General features: G+C 53.7%; 18 protein-coding genes. 7 read left to right on the top strand and 11 right to left on the bottom strand.

Features of this window, described 5'->3' with window-relative positions; all coding sequences use genetic code 11:
* The first annotated feature begins 195 nt into the window (after nt 1-195).
* The 6 genes from hemA to kdsA all read left to right on the top strand — a co-directional run bounded on the left by hemA (nt 196) and on the right by kdsA (nt 5,637).
* Nucleotides 196-1,458 carry a glutamyl-tRNA reductase gene (gene hemA / locus D5398_RS10925; RefSeq protein WP_120507651.1) on the top strand — a complete coding sequence of 421 codons (1,263 nt, stop codon included), beginning with the start codon at nt 196-198 and terminating at the stop codon, nt 1,456-1,458.
* 32 nt (nt 1,459-1,490) lie between these two features.
* On the top strand, nt 1,491-2,573 hold the full coding sequence (gene prfA, locus D5398_RS10920) for a peptide chain release factor 1 (RefSeq protein ID WP_120507650.1): 1,083 nt from the start codon (nt 1,491-1,493) through the stop codon (nt 2,571-2,573).
* Nucleotides 2,573-3,415 (top strand): peptide chain release factor N(5)-glutamine methyltransferase, encoded by an 843-nt coding sequence (prmC, locus tag D5398_RS10915; RefSeq protein ID WP_120507649.1) that lies wholly within the window; start codon nt 2,573-2,575, stop codon nt 3,413-3,415. The genes prfA and prmC overlap by 1 nt, the downstream gene beginning before the upstream one ends.
* Before the next feature lie 71 nt (nt 3,416-3,486).
* Entirely contained in the window at nt 3,487-3,876 is a 390-nt protein-coding gene (locus D5398_RS10910; protein WP_120507648.1) for a SirB2 family protein, read from the top strand.
* 2 nt (nt 3,877-3,878) lie between these two features.
* Nucleotides 3,879-4,688, top strand: coding sequence for an invasion regulator SirB1 (gene sirB1 / locus D5398_RS10905; RefSeq protein WP_120507647.1), 810 nt, complete (start codon nt 3,879-3,881; stop codon nt 4,686-4,688).
* Nucleotides 4,689-4,782: 94 nt separating this feature from the next.
* A complete protein-coding gene (gene kdsA, locus D5398_RS10900; protein ID WP_120507646.1) occupies nt 4,783-5,637 on the top strand; it encodes a 3-deoxy-8-phosphooctulonate synthase in 855 nt (284 codons plus the stop codon).
* Nucleotides 5,638-5,687: 50 nt separating this feature from the next.
* Here kdsA and dauA read toward each other — a convergent pair whose 3' ends face one another.
* Nucleotides 5,688-7,367 (bottom strand): C4-dicarboxylic acid transporter DauA, encoded by a 1,680-nt coding sequence (dauA, locus tag D5398_RS10895; protein WP_120507645.1) that lies wholly within the window; start codon nt 7,365-7,367, stop codon nt 5,688-5,690.
* Between the two features lie 272 nt (nt 7,368-7,639).
* Here dauA and D5398_RS10890 point away from each other — a divergent pair, with 272 nt between their 5' ends.
* Entirely contained in the window at nt 7,640-8,746 is a 1,107-nt protein-coding gene (locus D5398_RS10890) for a GGDEF domain-containing protein (RefSeq protein WP_120507644.1), read from the top strand.
* A gap of 75 nt (nt 8,747-8,821) precedes the next feature.
* Here the strand turns inward: D5398_RS10890 and D5398_RS10885 are convergent, their stop codons facing one another.
* From D5398_RS10885 to D5398_RS10840, 10 genes are all read right to left on the bottom strand, one after another.
* Nucleotides 8,822-10,141 (bottom strand): c-type cytochrome, encoded by a 1,320-nt coding sequence (locus D5398_RS10885; protein WP_120507643.1) that lies wholly within the window; start codon nt 10,139-10,141, stop codon nt 8,822-8,824.
* Between the two features lie 22 nt (nt 10,142-10,163).
* Complete coding sequence (locus tag D5398_RS10880; protein WP_120507642.1) at nt 10,164-11,768, bottom strand: GMC family oxidoreductase; 1,605 nt, start codon at nt 11,766-11,768, stop codon at nt 10,164-10,166.
* The gene (locus D5398_RS10875; RefSeq protein WP_120507641.1) at nt 11,761-12,318 is read right to left on the bottom strand and encodes a sugar dehydrogenase complex small subunit; all 558 of its coding nucleotides are present in this window, start codon (nt 12,316-12,318) and stop codon (nt 11,761-11,763) included. The genes D5398_RS10880 and D5398_RS10875 overlap by 8 nt, the downstream gene beginning before the upstream one ends.
* A 78-nt stretch (nt 12,319-12,396) precedes the next feature.
* A complete protein-coding gene (locus D5398_RS10870; protein ID WP_120507640.1) occupies nt 12,397-12,873 on the bottom strand; it encodes a GlcG/HbpS family heme-binding protein in 477 nt (158 codons plus the stop codon).
* Between the two features lie 392 nt (nt 12,874-13,265).
* Nucleotides 13,266-14,813, bottom strand: a complete 1,548-nt coding sequence (locus D5398_RS10865; protein WP_120507639.1) for a serine hydrolase domain-containing protein — start codon at nt 14,811-14,813, stop codon at nt 13,266-13,268.
* A gap of 86 nt (nt 14,814-14,899) precedes the next feature.
* Nucleotides 14,900-15,685, bottom strand: a complete 786-nt coding sequence (locus D5398_RS10860; RefSeq protein ID WP_120507638.1) for an ABC transporter ATP-binding protein — start codon at nt 15,683-15,685, stop codon at nt 14,900-14,902.
* Entirely contained in the window at nt 15,682-16,512 is an 831-nt protein-coding gene (locus tag D5398_RS10855) for an ABC transporter ATP-binding protein (RefSeq protein ID WP_120507637.1), read from the bottom strand. The genes D5398_RS10860 and D5398_RS10855 overlap by 4 nt, the downstream gene beginning before the upstream one ends.
* Complete coding sequence (locus D5398_RS10850) at nt 16,512-17,438, bottom strand: ABC transporter permease (protein ID WP_120133822.1); 927 nt, start codon at nt 17,436-17,438, stop codon at nt 16,512-16,514. The genes D5398_RS10855 and D5398_RS10850 overlap by 1 nt, the downstream gene beginning before the upstream one ends.
* Entirely contained in the window at nt 17,435-18,448 is a 1,014-nt protein-coding gene (locus tag D5398_RS10845; protein WP_112288693.1) for an ABC transporter permease, read from the bottom strand. The genes D5398_RS10850 and D5398_RS10845 overlap by 4 nt, the downstream gene beginning before the upstream one ends.
* A complete protein-coding gene (locus tag D5398_RS10840; RefSeq protein ID WP_120507636.1) occupies nt 18,448-20,043 on the bottom strand; it encodes an ABC transporter substrate-binding protein in 1,596 nt (531 codons plus the stop codon). The genes D5398_RS10845 and D5398_RS10840 overlap by 1 nt, the downstream gene beginning before the upstream one ends.
* Between the last annotated feature and the right edge of the window lie 172 nt (nt 20,044-20,215).

Genomic DNA, 20,215 nt, shown 5'->3' with positions numbered 1-20,215 from the left:
AATTTGACTTGAGTGGCAGTCTGGCAAACTGAAAGCGGCTTTCTGTGCGATTTCCATAACCTTATCGGAAATAAACCTACATCATAATTAACCGATGGTGCTGTTCGCCTTTTATTGATCTCGCGCATCTTGTAGAATGCGCAGCAGACGTAAACCCATACTATTATAAAGTATAAGCCGATAACCGCTCCCGATATGACCCTGCTTGCATTAGGTATCAACCACAAAACAGCCCCGGTGTCTCTGCGTGAACGGGTAACATTTTCACCCGAGACGCTGAATCAGGCGCTTTCCAGTCTTCTCCAGCAACCGCTGGTGCAGAGCGGAGTCGTGTTGTCTACCTGTAACCGCACTGAGCTCTATCTCAGCGTCGAACAGCAGGAAAATCTGCAGGAACAGCTGGTTAAGTGGTTATGTGATTATCATCATCTCAGCGAAGATGAAGTGCGCAAAAGCCTTTACTGGCACCACGATAATGAAGCCGTCAGCCATCTGATGCGCGTCGCCAGCGGGCTGGATTCGCTGGTTCTCGGTGAGCCGCAAATTCTCGGTCAGGTCAAGAAAGCCTTCGCAGAATCGCAAAATGGTCAGGCGGTTTCCGGTGAACTGGAGCGTCTGTTCCAGAAATCCTTCTCGGTTGCCAAGCGTGTCCGTACTGAAACAGATATTGGTGCGAGTGCCGTTTCTGTGGCGTTTGCTGCCTGTACGCTGGCGCGTCAGATTTTCGAATCCCTTTCTGATGTGAACGTGTTGCTGGTCGGTGCGGGTGAAACCATCGAACTGGTGGCGCGCCATCTTCATCAGCACAATGTGCGTCACATGATGATTGCCAACCGTACGCGTGAACGCGCACAGGCGCTGGCGACGGAAGTGAACGCAGAAGTCATCAGCCTACAGGATATCGATTCCCGTCTGGCTGAAGCCGACATTATTATCAGTTCCACCGCCAGTCCGCTGCCGATCATCGGTAAAGGCATGGTGGAGCGCGCGTTGAAGGCCCGCCGCAATCAGCCAATGCTGATGGTGGATATTGCCGTTCCGCGTGATATCGAACCGGAAGTCGGCAAACTGGCTAACGCTTATCTGTACAGCGTCGATGACCTGCACAGCATCATTCAAAACAACCTTGCACAACGCAAAGCGGCGGCCATTCAGGCCGAAACGATCGTTGAGCAGGAGAGTTCAAACTTCATGGCCTGGCTGCGTTCGCAGGGAGCCGTTGAAATTATTCGTGATTATCGCTCACGTGCTGATATTATTCGCGCCGACGCACAAGCAAAAGCTCTTGCCGCCATAGCGCAGGGCGCTGACGTCGAAGCGGTGATCCATGAATTAGCCCACAAATTGACAAACCGCCTTATTCACGCGCCAACCCGTTCTCTGCAACAGGCAGCCAGCGACGGTGATGTGGAGCGTTTGCAAATTTTACGCGACAGCCTCGGGCTGGGTCAGCAATAGTTCTCCTTTTCTCACAGGGTTAAACACCACGCATGAAGCCTTCTATTGTTGCCAAACTGGAAGCGTTACAAGAGCGCCACGAAGAAGTGCAGGCGATGCTCGGCGATGCCAGCGTTATTGCCGATCAGGATAAATTCCGCAGTCTTTCCCGCGAATACTCACAGTTAACAGCAGTTTCTGAATGTTTTTTGGCCTGGCGTCAGGCGCAGGAAGATTTAGAAACCGCTGAAATGATGCTTGATGATCCAGAGATGCGCGAAATGGCGCAGGATGAGATCAAAGAGTGCAAAACCACTATCGAAGAACTCGAAGAAAAATTACAGCTTCTGTTATTACCAAAAGATCCGGATGACGAACGCGGTTGTTTCCTCGAAATTCGTGCCGGAACCGGTGGCGATGAAGCGGCTATTTTTGCCGGTGATTTATTCCGTATGTACAGCCGTTACGCAGAAATGCGCCGCTGGCGTGTGGAGATCGTGAGCGCCAACGAAGGCGAACACGGCGGTTATAAAGAAGTCATCGCCAAAGTCAGCGGCGAGGGCGCGTACGGCCAGTTCAAGTTTGAATCAGGCGGTCATCGCGTTCAGCGCGTTCCGGAAACCGAATCTCAGGGACGTATTCATACCTCGGCGTGTACCGTCGCTGTAATGCCTGAAATTCCTGAAGCAGAACTGCCGGAAATCAATGCCGGTGATTTGCGCATTGATACTTTCCGTTCTTCAGGCGCGGGTGGTCAGCACGTTAACACCACCGATTCCGCTATCCGTATCACCCACATTCCAACCGGTATCGTGGTGGAATGTCAGGACGAACGTTCTCAGCACAAAAACAAAGCCAAGGCAATGTCGGTGCTGGGCGCGCGTATCCGGGCTGCGGAAGTGGCAAAACGTCAGGCAGAAGAAGCCTCGACGCGCCGTAACCTGCTCGGCACCGGTGACCGTTCAGACCGTAACCGCACCTACAACTTCCCGCAGGGTCGCGTGACCGATCACCGTATCAACCTGACCATTTACCGTCTGGATGAAGTGATGGAAGGTAAACTGGACGCGCTGATCCAGCCGATCGTGCAGGAATATCAGGCCGATCAGCTTGCTGCGCTCTCAGAGCAGGACTGATGGATTTTCAGTCCTGGCTGCGTGACGCCACCCTTCGTCTTTCTGCGGGTGAAAGCCCGAAGCGTGATGCTGAAATTCTGCTCGGCTTTGTGACTGGCCGGGCAAGAACGTACATCATGGCTTTTGGCGAAACGCAACTTACCGCTGAACAACTTCAACAGCTCGAAACCCTGCTGGCGCGACGTGAGCAGGGTGAGCCGGTGGCGTATCTGACCGGAGAACGCGAATTCTGGTCGCTGCCACTGTCTGTTTCTCCCGCCACATTAATTCCGCGTCCTGATACCGAATGTCTGGTTGAACAGGCGCTGGAACGTCTGCCGTCAGAACCCGTCAGTATTCTCGATTTAGGTACCGGTACGGGTGCTATTGCGCTGGCTTTAGCCAGTGAGCGTCCTGACTGTCAGGTAACAGGAATTGATCTGCAACCCGATGCTGTCTGCCTCGCGAAACACAATGCACAAAAGCTGAATATCCCGAATGTACAGTTTGTGCAGGGCAGCTGGTTTACGCCGGTGGCCGGAGAACGCTTTGTGCTTATCGCCAGCAATCCCCCTTACATTGATGCCACGGACACGCATCTGTTTCAGGGAGATGTGCGTTTTGAACCTGCCAGCGCGCTGGTGGCTGATAATGCTGGTCTGGCTGATCTCGCGCATATTATTGCCGGCGCACCCGCGTATCTTCAGGATGGCGGTTGGTTATTGCTCGAGCATGGCTGGCAACAGGCGGCGGATGTGCAAAAACTTTTTACAGATGCAGGCTATCAGCAGATTGCGACGGTGAAAGATTACGGTGGTAATGATCGCGTCAGCCTCGGGCAATGGCAGCCGTCGTCAAAGTAAGCAGTTTCTGCCAACACGTATTTTCTAAAAACATCACTCATTAAAAACAATAAATAGAAAGGAAGCAGACAATGGCGTATGTCTGGATTAAAAATCTGCATTTGCTGACAATCACGCTGAGCATTGCGCTGTTTGTCCTGCGATTTTTTTGGAAATGGGCGGGTTCTGTTATGATGCAGAAACGTTGGGTGAGGGTTGTTCCACATATTGTGGATACTTTACTGCTATTAAGTGGTATTTCGCTTATCTTCATCACACACTTTTATCCGTTCAGCCCACAGGGAACCTGGCTGACCGAAAAGATTTTTGGCGTTATTATCTATATTGCGTTGGGTTTTGTAGCCCTGAGCAAGCGACCAGTGAGTCAGAAAACCCGCTGGCTGGCCTTTATCCTGGCGCTTGCTTGCCTGTATGTGATTCTTAAACTGGCGCTGACGAAAATACCGCTGCTAATGGGATAACTATGAGTACCCTTGCTGATTTTGAATTTAACACCACCCGGCTCAGTGCCGGGGTGATCAAAGTAACAGAATCCGTGCGTTTTGATTTCAATGCGGACGAAGTTCGCCACCAGCTGCAATTGCTGGTCGATGAAGCGCGCAGCATCGTTCCTGTCGATCTTGATCAGGATCAGCAGCTCGAAGTGTTGATTGAACTGTTTTATCGTACCTGGGGTTTTGGTGGCGCAGGAGGCGTTTATCGCCTGTCGGACGCCATCTGGATCGACAAAGTGTTGTCATCGCGCCAGGGCACGCCGGTTTCGCTGGGAGTGATTTTCCTGCATATCGCGCATGAACTGGATCTGCCGCTGATGCCGGTGATTTTCCCGACACAGCTTATCATGCGCGCCGACTGGCTCGATGAAGAGATGTGGCTGCTCAATCCAATCAACGGCGACACGCTCAATGAACACATGCTGAATGTGTGGCTGAAGGGCAATCTTGGCGTGATGGCAGTGATCGAAGATGATGATCTCGAGGAAGCGGAAAACACGCTGATCGTGCGTAAAATGCTCGATACCCTGAAAGCCGCGCTGATGGAAGAAAAACAGTTTGAACTCGCTCTGCGCGCCAGTGAAACGGTATTGCAGTTCGACCCTGAAGATCCGTATGAAATCCGTGACCGCGGGCTGATTTACGCCCAGCTGGAATGTGACCATGTGGCGATCAACGATCTGAACTATTTTGTTGAACAGTGCCCGGAAGACCCGATTTCAGAAGTGATTAAAGTGCAGATCCACTCGATTGAGCACAAGCAAGTGACGCTCCATTAATTTATCATTACCTCTCGTTCCATCTGAATAATGTTGATAAAACAGCCGGTTGCGGCGCATTCAGGTGAAGGATTTTTTACTAAAAGGCCAAAGTATGAAACATAAAGTGGTTAGCATTCAGGACATCAAAGTCGCCAACGATCTGCCGTTTGTTTTGTTCGGCGGGATGAACGTGCTGGAATCTCGCGAGATGGCGATGCGCGTTTGTGAGCATTACGTCACCGTGACCCAGAAACTCGGTATTCCTTACGTGTTCAAAGCGTCTTTCGATAAAGCGAACCGCTCATCCATTCATTCTTACCGCGGTCCGGGCCTGGATGAAGGCATGAAAATCTTCCAGGAACTGAAAAAAGCTTTCGGTGTAAAAATCATCACCGACGTGCATGAATCCTGGCAGGCACAGCCTGTTTCAGAAGTGGTCGACGTGATCCAGCTGCCAGCATTCCTGGCACGCCAGACGGATCTGGTGGAAGCCATGGCGAAAACCGGTGCTGTCATTAACGTGAAAAAACCACAATTCGTCAGCCCTGGCCAGATGGGTAACATCGTCGATAAATTCAAAGAAGGCGGCAACGATCAGGTTATTTTGTGCGATCGCGGCAGCAACTTCGGCTACGACAACCTGGTTGTCGACATGCTGGGCATGAACGTGATGATCAACGCCACTGGCGGTCATCCGGTCATCTTCGACGTGACTCATGCTCTGCAAACCCGCGACCCGTTTGGCGCAGCTTCCGGTGGTCGTCGTGCACAGGTTGCTGAACTGGCTCGCGCCGGTATGGCGGTGGGTATTGCAGGTCTGTTCATCGAAGCGCACGAAGATCCGGCTCACGCGAAATGCGACGGTCCTTCTGCATTGCCGCTGGACAAACTGGAACCTTTCCTGGTGCAGATGAAAGCTATCGACGATCTGGTGAAAAGCTTCCCGGTGCTCGATACCAGCAAATAATCTGTCACGACCAGATAAAACAAAGGCGACCTTCTGGTCGCCTTTTTCGTTTAGTGATGGCTTTGCAAAGCATCTTGCAGAGAACTATAAAAACTCAGCTTTCCTTCCACCGGATGCATTCTGGCGCGGGCCATCGTTTTCAGTGGCTGGAAGGGGATTTCTGCAATCCTCAGTTCCGTGCCTTGCGGTAAGGCGTCGATATAATGCTGCAAGGCGTTAACGCCACCGGCATCCAGCACAGCGACGCGGTCCCACAGCAACACGATCACTTTCTTGCCGGAACTGCGTAGCTGCAATTCACTGAAAAGTCGCTCAGCCGCTGCGAAGAACAGCGGGCCATTAACGCGCAGAACCAGCGTGTCTTTCGCCGTTTCGCCGGAAACTTCCGTCAGCCGCGTCAGTTTCGCTATCCGCCGCATAAACAGTAATGACGCCATCACGATACCGGCGGTAATGGCGATCACCATATCAAACAACACCGTCAGGCTCATGCAGGTCAGCATCACCAGAATGTCGTCTTTCGGCGCGCGGCGCAGAAGATCCACAACTTTATGTGCTTCACTCATATTCCACGCCACCATCAGGAGCAGCGCCGCCATCGCCGCCAGCGGCAACCATGAAAGTAATGGCGCAAGGATCAGCAGGGCGAGGATCACCAGCAGCGAGTGGATCACCGCAGATACCGGCGATGTTGCCCCGGCCCGGACGTTAGCTGCTGAACGGGCAATCGCCGCCGTGGCCGTAATGCCGCCAAAAAACGGGCTGACCATATTGCCAATACCCTGACCGATCAGCTCATTGTCTGAATGGTGTTTCTTGCCGGTCATGCCATCGAGCACGACGGCACACAATAATGATTCAATCGCACCGAGCATCGCCATGGAAAATGCCGCAGGGAGCAGCGCCTGCACCAATGACCAGCTCAGACCACTGCCGTCGGGCTGAGTCCACGGCAGGGCGAACTGTGGCAAAATTGGCGGGATACCGTTGCCCTGCGAACCGTCGGGTAACAGGAAATGAAAACGTGAACCGATGGTGGCGACCGGATGTCCGGCCTGCATGAAAATGGCCATTACTGCACAACCGGCCAGCAGTGCCGGAAGATGTCCGGGAATGCGCAGCCCCAGTTTTGGCCACAGAATTAAGATACCGAGCGTCACAATGCCAATCGCCGCATCGCCGATATCCAGCGTCGGCAAGGCCATCACCAGCGCAGCCACTTTACTCAGATAATGTTCGGGAACCGTTGCCATCGACAGACCGAAGAAATCTTTGAACTGCATCGTCCCGATAGTAATCGCAATACCGGAGGTAAAACCGAGCGTGACCGGCAGCGGAATGTATTCAATCAGCCTGCCAAAACGCGCCAGCCCCATCAGCAGCAACATAAAGCCGGACATCAGTGTCGCCAGTAACAGGCCGGATAATCCGAATTGCTGCGAAACCGGATAGAGGATCACCACAAATGCCGCAGTCGGGCCAGATACGCTGAAACGAGAGCCGCCGAAAATGGCGATAATAATCCCGGCGACTGCCGAGGTATAAAGCCCGTACTGCGGCGGAACACCGCTGCCAATGGCCAGCGCCATGGCGAGAGGGATAGCAATAATCCCGACCGTTACACCGGCAATGGCGTCTTTTAGTAAACGTTGAAGGGTATATTTTTCACGAAAACAGGCGTCGGTCAGAGCACTGAACAGTCTGATGCGGCGACTTCCTGAAATATTCATAGAGCGTAAACCACCTGGTGAGAAGAATTGATAATAACCCGGTATTCCGTCACCGGAAAAGTCATAGCCTACGCCGGTCCGACTCAGGTTATGTAGACATAAATCAAGACTCGCTGACACTTTCCTGCTTAGTCTTCGTTTTATAGTAATGGGCGGCAATGTGATGTGCCGCCGGTTATTTCATCTACGGATACGATGAAGGCATTCATCATCTATATTTAAGTTAATGCCCGTAAATCGACAGGGAAAAGCGTGAGAGGACGCATTTAACTATGCCGGATATATTTTCGCTGACCAGCCTGTATGCGGATATTTGTGTTACGTACGCCACGCTTTCGATCAGCTTTTTTGTCCTCAGCCGCAGTGAACCTTTCACCTTTAAAGGTTCACACTGGAAACGGGTGGCATTCGGACTGGTTGCGGGGATGACGGCACTGTATCTGCGCGGCAACCAGCTGGCGCTGACGGACAGCCTTTCTTTTAGTTTTGAAATGTTGCCGATGATACTGGTGACTTTTTTTGGCGGCTGGCTCAGCGGATTATGCAGTTATGCCGTGACATTTCTCTTCAGCGGAATGTTTACGCTCAATAACTTATTTATCGCGATAATCCTCGGCACTCTGTTTTTATTCCGTGTCTGGCAACGCCGAAAACACCGTGAACTTTACATTACCATTGTGCTGGTCGGTATTTTCCGTCTGGCGCTGGTTTCAGGATTGCATGGCATTCAGGTGCCGTGGACGGCGCTGATTTTTTATCAGGTCATTGCCGCGCTATGTATGATCCTCTGTTACCACGCGCTAAATTATAAAGAAATCTACATGAGCAAAGTGTTCACCATTCGCGTGAAAGCGGCGACCGATGAACTGACGCAAATTAATAACCGGGCCAGCATTGATTACTGGCTGGCGCAGCGGCAAATACAGCGTGAAGCCTGCGGCTTAATTCTGCTCGATATCGATAACTTTAAACGGGTGAATGATACTCTCGGGCATCTGGCCGGTGACCGGGTATTAATTGAAATAGGACGTTTATTACGCCACCTGACGCGCAATGAAGACTTTGCCGGTCGCTACGGCGGCGAAGAGTTTCTGATCATGACGTCGGCTTATGACCCGACGACGCTGCTGGCAATAGCGGAGCGCATCCGTCAGGAAGTCGAACAATGCGTGATCATTCTGGAAGATGGCAGGGAACTTAAAGTGACGGTGTCACTGGGTGTTTCACTGTATTTACCGGGAATGATTATCCGCAAGTCACTCAAACTGGCAGATTTGTCTTTATATGAGGCGAAGCGGCAGGGTAAAAACCGCGTGGTGGCCAGCTCAATTCTGACACTCGCCACGCTCGGTGCCAGACGGCAATCTCATAAGCTATAACGCTCATCAAATACGATTACCCTAAACGGGGAAAGGAGCCTCAGCGGCTCCTTTTGTCTGTTGCACGACAACAAATTATTTCTGTGTGCCTTCTTCGATTTTCGGCGGATATGTCAGGTCAGCTGCTTTACGCATTTTTGCCACGTCTTTGGCAGTGACGGTTGCCGCTGCCGGATTTCCGAACTGCGTGCTGACGTAATTACTCAGCGTCGCAATCTGCTGGTCATTCAGCTGATTGGCAAACGACGGCATCATGATTTCGCCTTTATCCATGTGACGCTGTACGCCGTTGAGGATAACCGAAACCTGATTACGGCTGTCGTAAGAACCAGTGCTGGTGTGGCTGAAAAGCGACGGATACGCATGGAATCCTTCGCCGCTGCCTTCACCGCCTTTTCCGTGACAGGCGGCGCAGCTGGCATTAAACAGCGCGGCGGCTGACTGATCGATTGTCTGACCTTCGGCGCGCAGCGGATAAATGTCCTGATTCTTCTGACCCCATGCATCACGCGGTTTGGTTTGCTTGTCATCGCCTATAGCCGCAACCGAGCGGATATACGTGGCAATCGCATTCAGGTCACTGTCTGACAAGTGTTGCAGGCTGTGCTCAATGGCCTCAGACATCGCGCCGGAAGCCGACGCTTTGCCTGCCACGAAACCGTTTTTCAGGTATGTCACCAAATCCTGCTGCGACCAGGTGCCGATCCCGGCGTTTTTATCCGGCGTGATGTTAAACGCGACCCATGAGCCTAAATCACCGCCCGAAAACGCTTTGTCGGTGTCCATGCCCATTGTCAGCGTGCGCGGCGTATGGCAGGTGCCGCAGTGCTCCAGTGCTTCCACCAGATAGGCGCCACGGTTCCAGTCCGCTGATTGGGACGGATCGTTTTTCAGCTCGCCTTTGTCGAAGTTAAACAGCTTCCACACGCGCATGCCCCAGCGCTGATTAAACGGGAAGGACAAATCCGTTTGCGGCCCGGCGGAATGCACCGCAGGCTGCGACATCAGATAGGCTTTGATCGCCAGAACGTCTTCGCGTTTCATTTTGGTGAAACTGTCGTAAGGCATTGCCGGATACAGCTGCTGTCCGTCTTTGCCGACACCTTCACGCACTGCGCGGACGAATTCATCGTCACTCCAGCTGCCGATACCAAATTCCTTGTCAGAAGAAATGTTGGTGCCGTAAATCACCCCGAAAGGAGATGCCAGCGGATAACCGCCGCCGAATTTCGCGGTTTTATCTGCCCCCGGTGCGGTGTGACAGGCGGTGCAGTCACCGGCTATTGCCAGATATTCACCGCGTTTAATCATGTCCGCGTTGCCTGCTGCATCATCAGCCCAGGCGCTGGCCGCTGCCATTAACGGCAATGCCGCCAGCACGAATTTCATTTTCATTGCTCAATCCTCAGAAAATCAATCAGGCCAGGCTTTTCAGTACCGCGTCAGCCATACGTAATGCCAGCGCGGTTCCGGACAACGTGGAGTTCACTGTCGAAGCGGAAGGCATGATGCCGGTACCGGCGATAAACAGGTTCGGGTGATCATGCGTACGGCAATTCCCGTCCACCACCGAATCTTTCGGATCGCTGCCCATGATCATGGTGCCGGTGATGTGCTGGTTGTTGTCGTAAACGCCACGCTTGCTGTACACCACTTCGGTGCCGCCCATCTCTTTAACGATTTTCTGGAAGTCGAGCATCGACTGGTCATAACCGCGGTGAACGTAGTCCGGGAATTTGTAATGCACTTCGAGACGCGGGATCCCCCATTCGTCCTTCTCAGTCTTGCTCAGTACCACGCGGTTTTCAGGTTCCGGCAGCATTTCCAGCAGGCATTTCAGCTGAATAAAACGCTCTGACTGATAGGTCAGTTTGTCGTTCAGCGCTTTGCCGTAATAACCCTGACGCACCAGACGCTCGGTCAGATAACGCACCGGGGAGGTGTTGGCGACGTCGATACGAAGTGCTGAACGGTCGCGACGGAAATCGCCATCACGCAGGTTGTTGATACTGCCCGGACGCATCGGGCCGCGGCCGAAATACACCGGTTCATCGGCGTAAAATTCCACGGACGTGCCCGGATGATCCATCAGGTTGCGGCCTACCATGCCGGAGCTGTTGGCGATGCCGTCAGGATATTTGTCGCTGGTGGACATCAGTAGCAGTTTCGGGCTTTCGATGCCGTTGGCGGTCAGCACGAAGCGTTTACCGGTGACTTTGTGTGCCACTTTGTCGGCATCGAGATAATGCACGGCAACGATTTCGCCGCTGTCATTGGCTTCGATTTTGTACACCACGGCGTTGGCAATGACGCGCACACCGGCTTCAATCGCCTTTCGCGCGGAAATCCCGCCGTGATACTGCGCATCAATCGGGCAAACCGGCATACAGTTGTTGTTGCCACAGCAGGCAGGTCGTCCGTCGTAAGGAATACTGTTACGTGCCTGCGGGCCGATACCCAGTATGTAACCGAGTTTGGCAATGCGTTTGCTGATTCGGTCGAACCCGTAAGGCAGCGGGATACCTGGCAGCGGATAAGGCCGGGAGCGCGGCGAGTCCAGCGCATCGTCACCTGAAACACCCATCTGAATTTCCGCTTCGGTGTAATACGGTTCCAGCTCTTCATAACTGATTGGCCAGTCGCGACCGACGCCATACAGTGTTTTGATCTTCATGTCGTTTGGCAGCAAACGGAACGCCTGTCCCGCCCAGTGCCAGGTCGTGCCGCCGACGCCGCGCAGGTATTGCGCAGCGTAGAGATCCGGGCCTTTTTGGATCAGATAGTTGTTATCTTTTGGCTGAAACTTCGGTTGCGGCGCCCAGGGTTTTGCCGGATACGGCTCGGTGAAATCGCCTTTCAGCGGTGACTGGCGGAACAGTTCTACCGCTTCATCACGTTTGATGACCGGCCCCGAATCGAGCATCAGCACGGAAACGCCGGCTTTCGCCATTTTCAGCGCAGCGAGCGATCCGGCGATACCGGCACCAATAACAACGACATCTGCATTCAGTGCATCAGCCATGAGCAATCACCTCCGTGGAATTTTGTTGCGGCGCAGCAGGCTTGTTGACCCAGAAATTCGGTTCACCCGGCGCATAACTTGGCGGCAGCAGGTTATTTTTCAGCAACTGATAGCTGATGATATTTTCGAATCCGATACATTTCTGGCTGCCGGGCTGACCGACCACGCCGAGATACCAGCCGCTGACCAGCTGTTGATACAACTGCGCCAGTTCCGCCGGTTGTGCGGCCAGCAACTGATGCAAATCATCACCGACAACGTTGCGGTGCGTGGTGAAAAGTGTCGAAAGGGCCTCAAGCTGCGTGTCGAGCTGTGCCTGATGCAGCCAGCTGTAGAGTGCCTGTCCGAGGTGCGGTTCGAGTGCGTCCATGCCGGTAAGCTGCTTAGAAAGCGCCATAAAACTGTCTGGCATTGTCACAGCAGAAGCCAGCGGAGGCGCGGCATGGGCGAGAGTAGCAAACACGCCACCGCCCAGCATCTGGCCACCGATACCCGCAACCATGACGCCCGCAGTGCCGAGTATCCACCGGCGACGAGAGAGATTGATCATGCTGAAAGTCCGTAAATGTTCCGTATAAAACGGCCACGGGCGTGGCCGTCAACAAGAAGGAGTGATTAAAAGTGCCTGTTATTTCAGGACGCTGGCCGCTTTTTCTGATGACTGATTATCGATGTCCTGCTTCGGTGTGCTGACACCGACGGCACCGACCACTTCACCGTCAAGGGTCAATGGGAAGCCACCACCCAGTGCCACCGCGTGCGGGATTGCCAGCACGGTGGTTTCGCCGCCCTGAAGGCGTTGCATGAATTTCAGCGAAGGGGCGTGATAAAGCGCAGAGGTGCGCGCTTTGCCAATGGATGCATCGACGCATCCGGCAGGGGAACCATCCAGACGCTGGAATGCCAGTAACGAACCAGATGCATCAACTACAGCAACGCAACCGGTGCTGTGCTGTTCAGCAAGAGTGGCTTTAACACTGTCGATCACTTTAGCGGCCTGAGCGTTATCGAGCTGAGGATGCCCGGCAGCGTAAACGGAGGGGGCGGAAAACAGTAAAGCGGAGACACAAATTACAGCACGTGCCGTGTGTTTATTAACAGACATAGACTCATCCCTTGTAGCAGTTGCTAAACATTGCATAAAAAAAGACATATAAAATAGTTTAGTTAAATCAGTATGTTTAAAATCCAACGGCATCATCTGCTGAACACTTGATGTGTTTCTTAATGCCATGCAGATAAAGCGGGTATTGAATTTTGTTTCCCAGATGTTAATTCAATTAACAAGCATGAAGAAGTGACGGTTACGAGTGGCAACTAATTTTCAGGAGGTTTTGTGAGGGGATTTTGGGCAAAACGGGCTTGCAGCCCTTGTTAAATAAGGAGTGAACATTTTGTGCTGTTATGTACCAGTTGATCCGTTTGTATTAATAAAATGTGATGAAGTTAACAAAAAAAGCCTCCACGACGGGAGGCTTTGCAGTACACCGTTCGGGATTAGAGTCCCGGCTGCCAGCTGCTCCGGCATTCATCGCGGCGGAAGCTCAGTACGCGGCTGCGGTTTGAAACGAGTTTGACGTTGTAACCCTGAAAGTAAAGACAGAAGGTTTTCTTCCACGGCCCGTCGGGCAATTCCACCAGCAGGCGTCCTGCACCCAGCGAGGTTAACTGTCCGCTGGCACGCTGTGTCCCGACCCCAATCCGCAGCTGGTCGCCATCGATATCAAAGGCGGCTTTTGACTCCGGATGATACCAGCGCCCCTGAACCATTTTCAGGCAGTCATTAGGCTCAATCGGCCGGAAATAACGCGGAGCATGGCCGATTTCACCTTCAATGGCCTGACCGTTCCAGCGTAACCGCATGGGCATATGTGCCGAAAGCGTAATGGCCTCACCGGCGTCATCGCCCTGATACAGATTATCGGCGGAACCCAGATAGCTGGCGGTGCCATTGCTGACTTTCAGCCAGTAAGGATCGGCAATGCTCGAATACAGTCCGTCCGGCAATGCGTGACTCCGGGCGGGAAGCGGTGATGCCAGCAGGGCGGACATCACTTCCAGCGCGTGGGTATACGCAGTGGTGTCTTCTCGGTTCGAGACCAGCGCAATCCCGGCGTCCAGTTCCGGGTGCAGCAGGAAATAGGTTTTGTATCCTGCATGGGAACCGCCGTGGCCAAAGACCGTATGTTCACCGATTTGCGACGACGTTGTGCCCAGCCCGTAGGCGGAAGGAATATGACCCTGCAAATGGCGTTGCGCGGTCAGCGTTTTCAGTACGCCTGCGCCTGGTCCGCTGTCTGCCAGCAGACTTTGCAGCCAGACGGAAAGCGAACGTACACTGCCGGTCAGACTGCCGGAAGCCGAAAGATGTAAACCGGCGGCGGCCGTTTTCCAGCCGGTGGTGTCCTGCCAGTAACCAGGGATCAGACCCGGCACAATATCAAACCAGGTTTCCGGTGCGCGGAATGCAATATCCAGCGGATGAGCTATATGTTTTTGCAGCAGATCTTCAAACAAAATGCCTTTTTGCCTGAGGATTTCTTCCACCAGTCGGTAACCGGTATTACTGTATGAAATCTCCGTACCCGCAGGGAAATTCAGGGCGCCGTCCTGCGCCAGAAACGCCATGATCACGTCAGCATCGCTGACGTTATAAACCGAAATTCCCAGCAGGGAGAGCGTTTCGCGAACGTCCGGTAAACCGCCGGTCATGTCGAGAGCCTGACCAATAGTCACCTGCGACATCGGCGGTTTCAGCGCGGGTAAATACTGGCCGAGGGTGTCATGCGGCGAGAGTCCGGCATCACTTTTCAGTAAGGCCAGAGCCGCGAAAATATGCTTGGTGACGGAAGCGTAACGCACCACGGAATCAATGCTAAACGGCTCAGAAGTGGTCAGATTAGACATACCGCCGGTGGCGAAACCGCGCAGTGTTTTGCTGTCGAAAAGTGTGATTGCCCCGCCGGGCTCGCCGGGTTTATCCCAGTTTTTAGTGATGCGTTTTGCGGTCGCCTCAGCGGCTTGCCACTGTAAATCAGAGGTCATGAGAATCTCCACAGACTGTCTATCAGTGAATAAGAGGGCAGCCCAGACTGCCCGTGAGACCGGAATAATGTCCGTTAATGCAACGGTTATTCGGGCTCCTCTAAACTGAGACTTAACGATCGTAGTTCTGCTGTATGCGGATGGGTGACGTTGCCCGTCCGTAAATCGTCTGCGCTCAGAAGCTCGACCATTTCACCACCAATCATCACGCCAATGCTGGTGCAAAGATGCGTTACTACGGCCAGATTGTGGCTGACGAGGATATAAGTCAGTTTCCGCCGTTCACGCAGGTCGCTTAACAGGTTGAGAATCTCCGCCTGCACCGAGACATCCAGCGCTGAGGTGGGCTCGTCGAGCAGTAAAATTTCCGGTTCCGAAATCATTGCCCGCGCAATGGCAACACGCTGACGCTGACCGCCGGAAAGCTGATGCGGAAAGCGGAAACGCACCGCCTGCGGCAGACCAACTTCGCTCAGGGCATCGGTTATTCGTTTCTCAATATTGAGAAAACCATGAACAATCAGCGGTTCGCTGAGGATGCGGTCTATGGTCTGCCGCGGATGCAGCGAGCCGTAGGGATCCTGAAATACCATCTGCACGCGGCGGAAAAAGCGCTTCTGGCGCACCGGCAGCTGATCTTCACCGCCAATCACCATTTCACCCGACCAGGACTGATTCAGTCCGGCCAGCGCACGTAAAATGGTGGATTTCCCTGAGCCGCTTTCTCCTACAATCCCAAAGCATTCACCCGGCGCGACGCTGAAACTCACGCCTTTCACCACTTCGGTATCACCAAAAGCAATCCGCAGATTGTTCAGAATAATTTTACTGTTATCTAAATCCTGACGGATAAGAGGGGATTGATCAGTCATGAGGTTTTCCATGCTTCGTCACGCACCAGTACCGGCAACCTGTCACGCGGATGTTTCAGCGACGGCAGACATTCCAGCAGCCCGCGGGTGTAGGGATGTTGTGCTTTGAGCAAATCACCGGCCTGTAACGTTTCGACGATACGGCCTGCATACATCACGGCCACGCGGTCACAGAATTTGGACACCAGCGGCAAATCGTGGCTGATCAGGATCAGTCCCATGCCGCGACTGGACACCAGGTCGTCGAGCAGGCGCAAAATCTCGGCCTGCACGGTGGCATCCAGTGCGCTGGTCGGCTCATCGGCAATCATCAGTTCCGGATCCGGAGCCAGCATCATGGCGATCATTACGCGCTGTCCCATACCGCCCGAAACTTCATGGGCGTAACGTTCGGCGACTTTATGCGGATCACGGATACGCACCTGATCCAGCAGTTCTATGGCGGCGTTCATCGCCTGCTTTTTCGACCCGCCTTTATGCGTCTGCCAGGCTTCCGCCACCTGTTTACCAACCGGCATTACCGGATTCAGGGAATATTTCGGATCCTGCAAAATGAAGCCGACGCGTTTGCCGCGTATCTGGCGCATCTGTTTTTCACTGGCATTACGCAGGTCGATACCGTCGAAAGACAGGGTTTCGGCGCGGCATTTTGCGCTTGAAGGTAGCAGATTCATCAGGCAGCGCGCGGTCAGGGATTTCCCCGATCCACTTTCGCCGACAATACCGAACTTTTCTTTGTCCAGTGACAGCGATACGCCTCGAACTGCGTCGAAACTGCCGCTATTGGTCTGGAACGTAATATGCAGATCTTTGATATCAACCAGCATCATTTCTCCTTAGGATCGAGGACGTCGCGCAGGCCGTCGCCGAGGAAGTTGAACGCCAGTGAAGTGACGAAAATCGCAATAGCCGGGATCAGCGGCACCCACCATTCGCTGAACAGGAAACGGCGTGCGGTGGCGATCATCGCGCCCCATTCCGGTGACGGTGGTTGTGCGCCCATGCCCAGAAAACCGAGGCTGGCGGCGGTGATAATGATTGAACTCATATCCAGCGTGATACGCACCACCAGACTTGGCACGCACAGCGGCATGATATGGCGCAGCACAATACGCGTCGGTGTCGCGCCGGTCAGACGGCAGGCGGCAATATAATCCGTGCCGCGCACCTGCATGGTTTCGGCGCGGGCGAGACGGGCATACGGCGGCCAGGCAGTGAGAGCGATCGCCAGAATGGCACTTTCGATACCGGGTTTGAGGGCAGCCACAAAAGCCAGAGCCAGAATCAGACGAGGGAATGCCAGAAAGATGTCGGTTATGCGCATCAAAATACGGTCAAGTAATCCGCCGGCATAACCGGCCACACAGCCAATCAGCAGGCCGAGCGGGGCGACGATCGCCACCACAATAATCACCATTCCAAGCGTGATGCGTCCGCCATAAAGAATTCGGCTCAGGGTGTCGCGCCCCAGCTCATCGGTGCCGAGCCAGTGCAGGGAGGAGGGTTTCGCCAGACGGTGAGCCAGATCCTGCGCACCGGGGTCGTAACTGGTCAGCCATGGCGCGCAAATCGAAATCAGCAATACGATAAGTACGGTGAAAAGGCCAGTGACGGCCAGCGGATTTTTGCGCAGACCAAGCCAGATACGGTAACGGCGTCCCCAGACGGCTTGCGTCCGGGTATGCGGAGTATCCGCCAGCAGCCAGGCGCGGCTGCCCGCTCGGGGTTGAGGTGTGACCGGAAGAGTGCTCATTTTACGCGGGGATCCAATAGTCGGTAGAGAAGGTCGGCCAGCAGGTTAAGCAGCACGTAAATCGCGCCGATCAACAGTGTGGAGCCGATCACCGGGTTCATATCCGCATTCATCAGTGAGACGGTGAGATATTGTCCGAGGCCGGGCCAGGAGAAGACGTTTTCAGTGACCACAGCGCCTTCCAGCAAACCGGCATACGTCAGTGCAAGAACGGTAATCAGCTGCACGCCGACGGTCGGGAAAGCATGTTTCCAGATGACGCGCTGCGCAGAAAGCCCCTTGGCGCGGGCGGTAATCACGTATTCGCCGCCGAGTGCGTTGAGCATGAACGTTCGTGTCATGCGGGTGATATAAGCCATGCTGAAATACGCGAGGATCAGCACCGGCTGGGCCATATGCGCGAGGGCATCCCAGAACGCGCCCATGTCACCGGCCAGCAGAGAGTCGACGGTCAGCAAACCAGTGACCTGCGGGATCATGTCCTGATAAATGATGTCCTGGCGTCCCGGACCCGGCGCGATACCCAGCGCGGAGTAGAAAATCAGCAGGCTGAGCAACGCCAGTACGAATACCGGCAGGGAGTGACCGGCCAGACACACCACGCGGATGGTCTGGTCAATCCAGCTGCCCTGACGCGTTGCCGCCCAGACGCCCAGCGGAATGCCGACAATGGCCGCAATGATGATGGCCGCTGTCGCCAGTTCCAGCGTGGCCGGGAAAAAGCGCGCGATATCGGTGGTGACCAGATTGGATGTCAGGGCGGAACGGCCTAAATCACCGTGAAACACCTGGCTGAGATAATGGAAGAACTGCATCCAGAGGGGCTGATCCAGCCCCATTTCATGACGAACCCGTTCGACGACTGCCTGCGGGGCGTTATCGCCAACCGCAGCCAGAACCGGGTCTGTCGGCATCACGCGACCGATGAAAAAAGTCACTACCGACAGACCAAACAAAGTAAGACAAACGCTGATGCAGGTACTCAGAAATCCTTTGAGTCTCTTGCTCATCACGCTTTAACAACCTTCTCGTAAGGGCTGGTGCTCATTACTGTTAATACCACGCCGGAAATCACGTTACGGCAGGCGGCGGTCATGGTGGGCTGCAACATGATGGCAAACGGGCTGTTTTCCATATGTTTGGTCTGCAACTCTTCATATAGCTTGATGCGTGTGGCCGGATCAGATTCTTTCAGTGCTTTGGTGCTGAGGTCTGAAATCTCTTTATCCTGCCAGCTGCAACGCCACGCCAGGGTGCGGCTTTTCGCTTTATCGGTGTTATCCGGATTGCTGCAAAAGGCTTCGGCGTTAGAGTTCGGGTCAAAATAATCCGCGCCCCATTGGGTCATCGCCAGTTGCTGCTGACGTGCACGCATTTTGGTCAGCACCTGACGGCTTTCGGCAGCCAGCAGCGTGACTTTAATCCCGACTTCCGCGAGGTTCGACTGTAATGCCTGCACGATGTCAGAAGAAGGCGAGGCGGAATAGTGATCCAGCGTGATTTCAAAACCGTTCGGGAAACCGGCTTCGGCCAGCAGCGCTTTGGCTTTCGCCACATCACGTTTGTACATGATGGTATTCACCGCCGCCGGGAAACCTTCCGGCAAGAAGCTCTGGTGGATTTTATGGGTCAGCGGCACGATATGCTGCTGGATATTTTCGTAATCGATTGCCCATTTGATCGCCTGCCAGACCTGCGGTTTGGCGAGATTCGGGTGCGCGGTATTGGCGGACAGCATAAAGGTCCCGGCAATCCCTTTCTGTACCAGCGTGAAATTTTTGTCCTTCATCAGCGGGCGAAGTTGTTCAGTGGTCAGGTTACGCGCGATATCGATATCGCCTTTTTGCAGCATTAACAGCTGGGCAGACGGGTCGATGATATGACGCATGATGATGCGCTGGATTTTACCCGCGTGCGGGTTGTTTTTATTGCTCTCCAGAATCACAGACTCACTGACTTTCCAGTCGCGCAGTTTAAAGGCACCGGAACCGGCGCTGTTTTTCTTCAGCCAGGCATTACCCAGGTCATCACCCGCCTGATTGGCCAGACAGGCCGATTTTTGCACGATGCTGCCGACGTTAGCGGTCAGGCAGTAAAGCAGGAAGGATTCAGACGCCGGTTCAGTGGTTGTAATCACCAGCGTTTCGGCGTCAGGAGCGGTGATCAGGCTGTCGACGTTATCTTTGGTATAGCCAAACTGGTTGATGATGTACGCAGGGCTTTTATCGAGTTTCACCACGCGTTGCAGCGAAAACGCCGCGTCTTCGGCGGTCACCGGTTTGCCATCGGCCCATTTGGCTTTCGGATCCAGTTTGAAGGTGAAGGTTTTTTTATCGTCGGAAGCAGTCCATGAAACGGCCAGATCGCCTTCGATTTCATCAGGGGAGGCCAGTTTGGGTTTCACCAGTTGCTGATACATATTGCCGGTAATTTCACTGCCCACGGACTCGAAACTTTCATGCGGATCAAGGCTGGTAATGATATCGAGCTGGATAGCCATCACCAGAATTGACGCTGGCGTGGCGGCAAAGACAGCATCGAATTTCAGGTAGGACAGAACAGGTATTGCCGAAAAACCGGTAACAAATTGACGCCTGGTAACCATAACTACTCCCATCGTGTTGATATATAAAAGTAAAATTAAAAATCACATTGGCCAACCCTTGACTTAACTCCGGGCAACTGGCTTAAATGAAAAACCGTTGCTTTACACAACCCGACGCTTCATATCGAAAAAACTAATGTGAAGCGTCCTGTGCTTGTTCTCTCCTGGTGCA

The organism is Rahnella bruchi (assembly GCF_003614975.1).
Taxonomy (GTDB): Bacteria; Pseudomonadota; Gammaproteobacteria; order Enterobacterales; family Enterobacteriaceae; genus Rahnella; species Rahnella bruchi.
This window is presented reverse-complemented; position numbering and strand designations above follow the sequence as displayed.

What these genes read in the sequence shown, in the direction of transcription:
- hemA (WP_120507651.1), top strand. Translation starts at nt 196, where the DNA reads ATGACCCTGCTTGCATTAGGTATCAACCACAAAACAGCCCCGGTGTCT.
- prfA (WP_120507650.1), top strand. Translation starts at nt 1,491, where the DNA reads ATGAAGCCTTCTATTGTTGCCAAACTGGAAGCGTTACAAGAGCGCCAC.
- prmC (WP_120507649.1), top strand. Translation starts at nt 2,573, where the DNA reads ATGGATTTTCAGTCCTGGCTGCGTGACGCCACCCTTCGTCTTTCTGCG.
- D5398_RS10910 (WP_120507648.1), top strand. Translation starts at nt 3,487, where the DNA reads ATGGCGTATGTCTGGATTAAAAATCTGCATTTGCTGACAATCACGCTG.
- sirB1 (WP_120507647.1), top strand. Translation starts at nt 3,879, where the DNA reads ATGAGTACCCTTGCTGATTTTGAATTTAACACCACCCGGCTCAGTGCC.
- kdsA (WP_120507646.1), top strand. Translation starts at nt 4,783, where the DNA reads ATGAAACATAAAGTGGTTAGCATTCAGGACATCAAAGTCGCCAACGAT.
- dauA (WP_120507645.1), bottom strand. Translation starts at nt 7,367, where the DNA reads ATGAATATTTCAGGAAGTCGCCGCATCAGACTGTTCAGTGCTCTGACC.
- D5398_RS10890 (WP_120507644.1), top strand. Translation starts at nt 7,640, where the DNA reads ATGCCGGATATATTTTCGCTGACCAGCCTGTATGCGGATATTTGTGTT.
- D5398_RS10885 (WP_120507643.1), bottom strand. Translation starts at nt 10,141, where the DNA reads ATGAAAATGAAATTCGTGCTGGCGGCATTGCCGTTAATGGCAGCGGCC.
- D5398_RS10880 (WP_120507642.1), bottom strand. Translation starts at nt 11,768, where the DNA reads ATGGCTGATGCACTGAATGCAGATGTCGTTGTTATTGGTGCCGGTATC.
- D5398_RS10875 (WP_120507641.1), bottom strand. Translation starts at nt 12,318, where the DNA reads ATGATCAATCTCTCTCGTCGCCGGTGGATACTCGGCACTGCGGGCGTC.
- D5398_RS10870 (WP_120507640.1), bottom strand. Translation starts at nt 12,873, where the DNA reads ATGTCTGTTAATAAACACACGGCACGTGCTGTAATTTGTGTCTCCGCT.
- D5398_RS10865 (WP_120507639.1), bottom strand. Translation starts at nt 14,813, where the DNA reads ATGACCTCTGATTTACAGTGGCAAGCCGCTGAGGCGACCGCAAAACGC.
- D5398_RS10860 (WP_120507638.1), bottom strand. Translation starts at nt 15,685, where the DNA reads ATGACTGATCAATCCCCTCTTATCCGTCAGGATTTAGATAACAGTAAA.
- D5398_RS10855 (WP_120507637.1), bottom strand. Translation starts at nt 16,512, where the DNA reads ATGCTGGTTGATATCAAAGATCTGCATATTACGTTCCAGACCAATAGC.
- D5398_RS10850 (WP_120133822.1), bottom strand. Translation starts at nt 17,438, where the DNA reads ATGAGCACTCTTCCGGTCACACCTCAACCCCGAGCGGGCAGCCGCGCC.
- D5398_RS10845 (WP_112288693.1), bottom strand. Translation starts at nt 18,448, where the DNA reads ATGAGCAAGAGACTCAAAGGATTTCTGAGTACCTGCATCAGCGTTTGT.
- D5398_RS10840 (WP_120507636.1), bottom strand. Translation starts at nt 20,043, where the DNA reads ATGGTTACCAGGCGTCAATTTGTTACCGGTTTTTCGGCAATACCTGTT.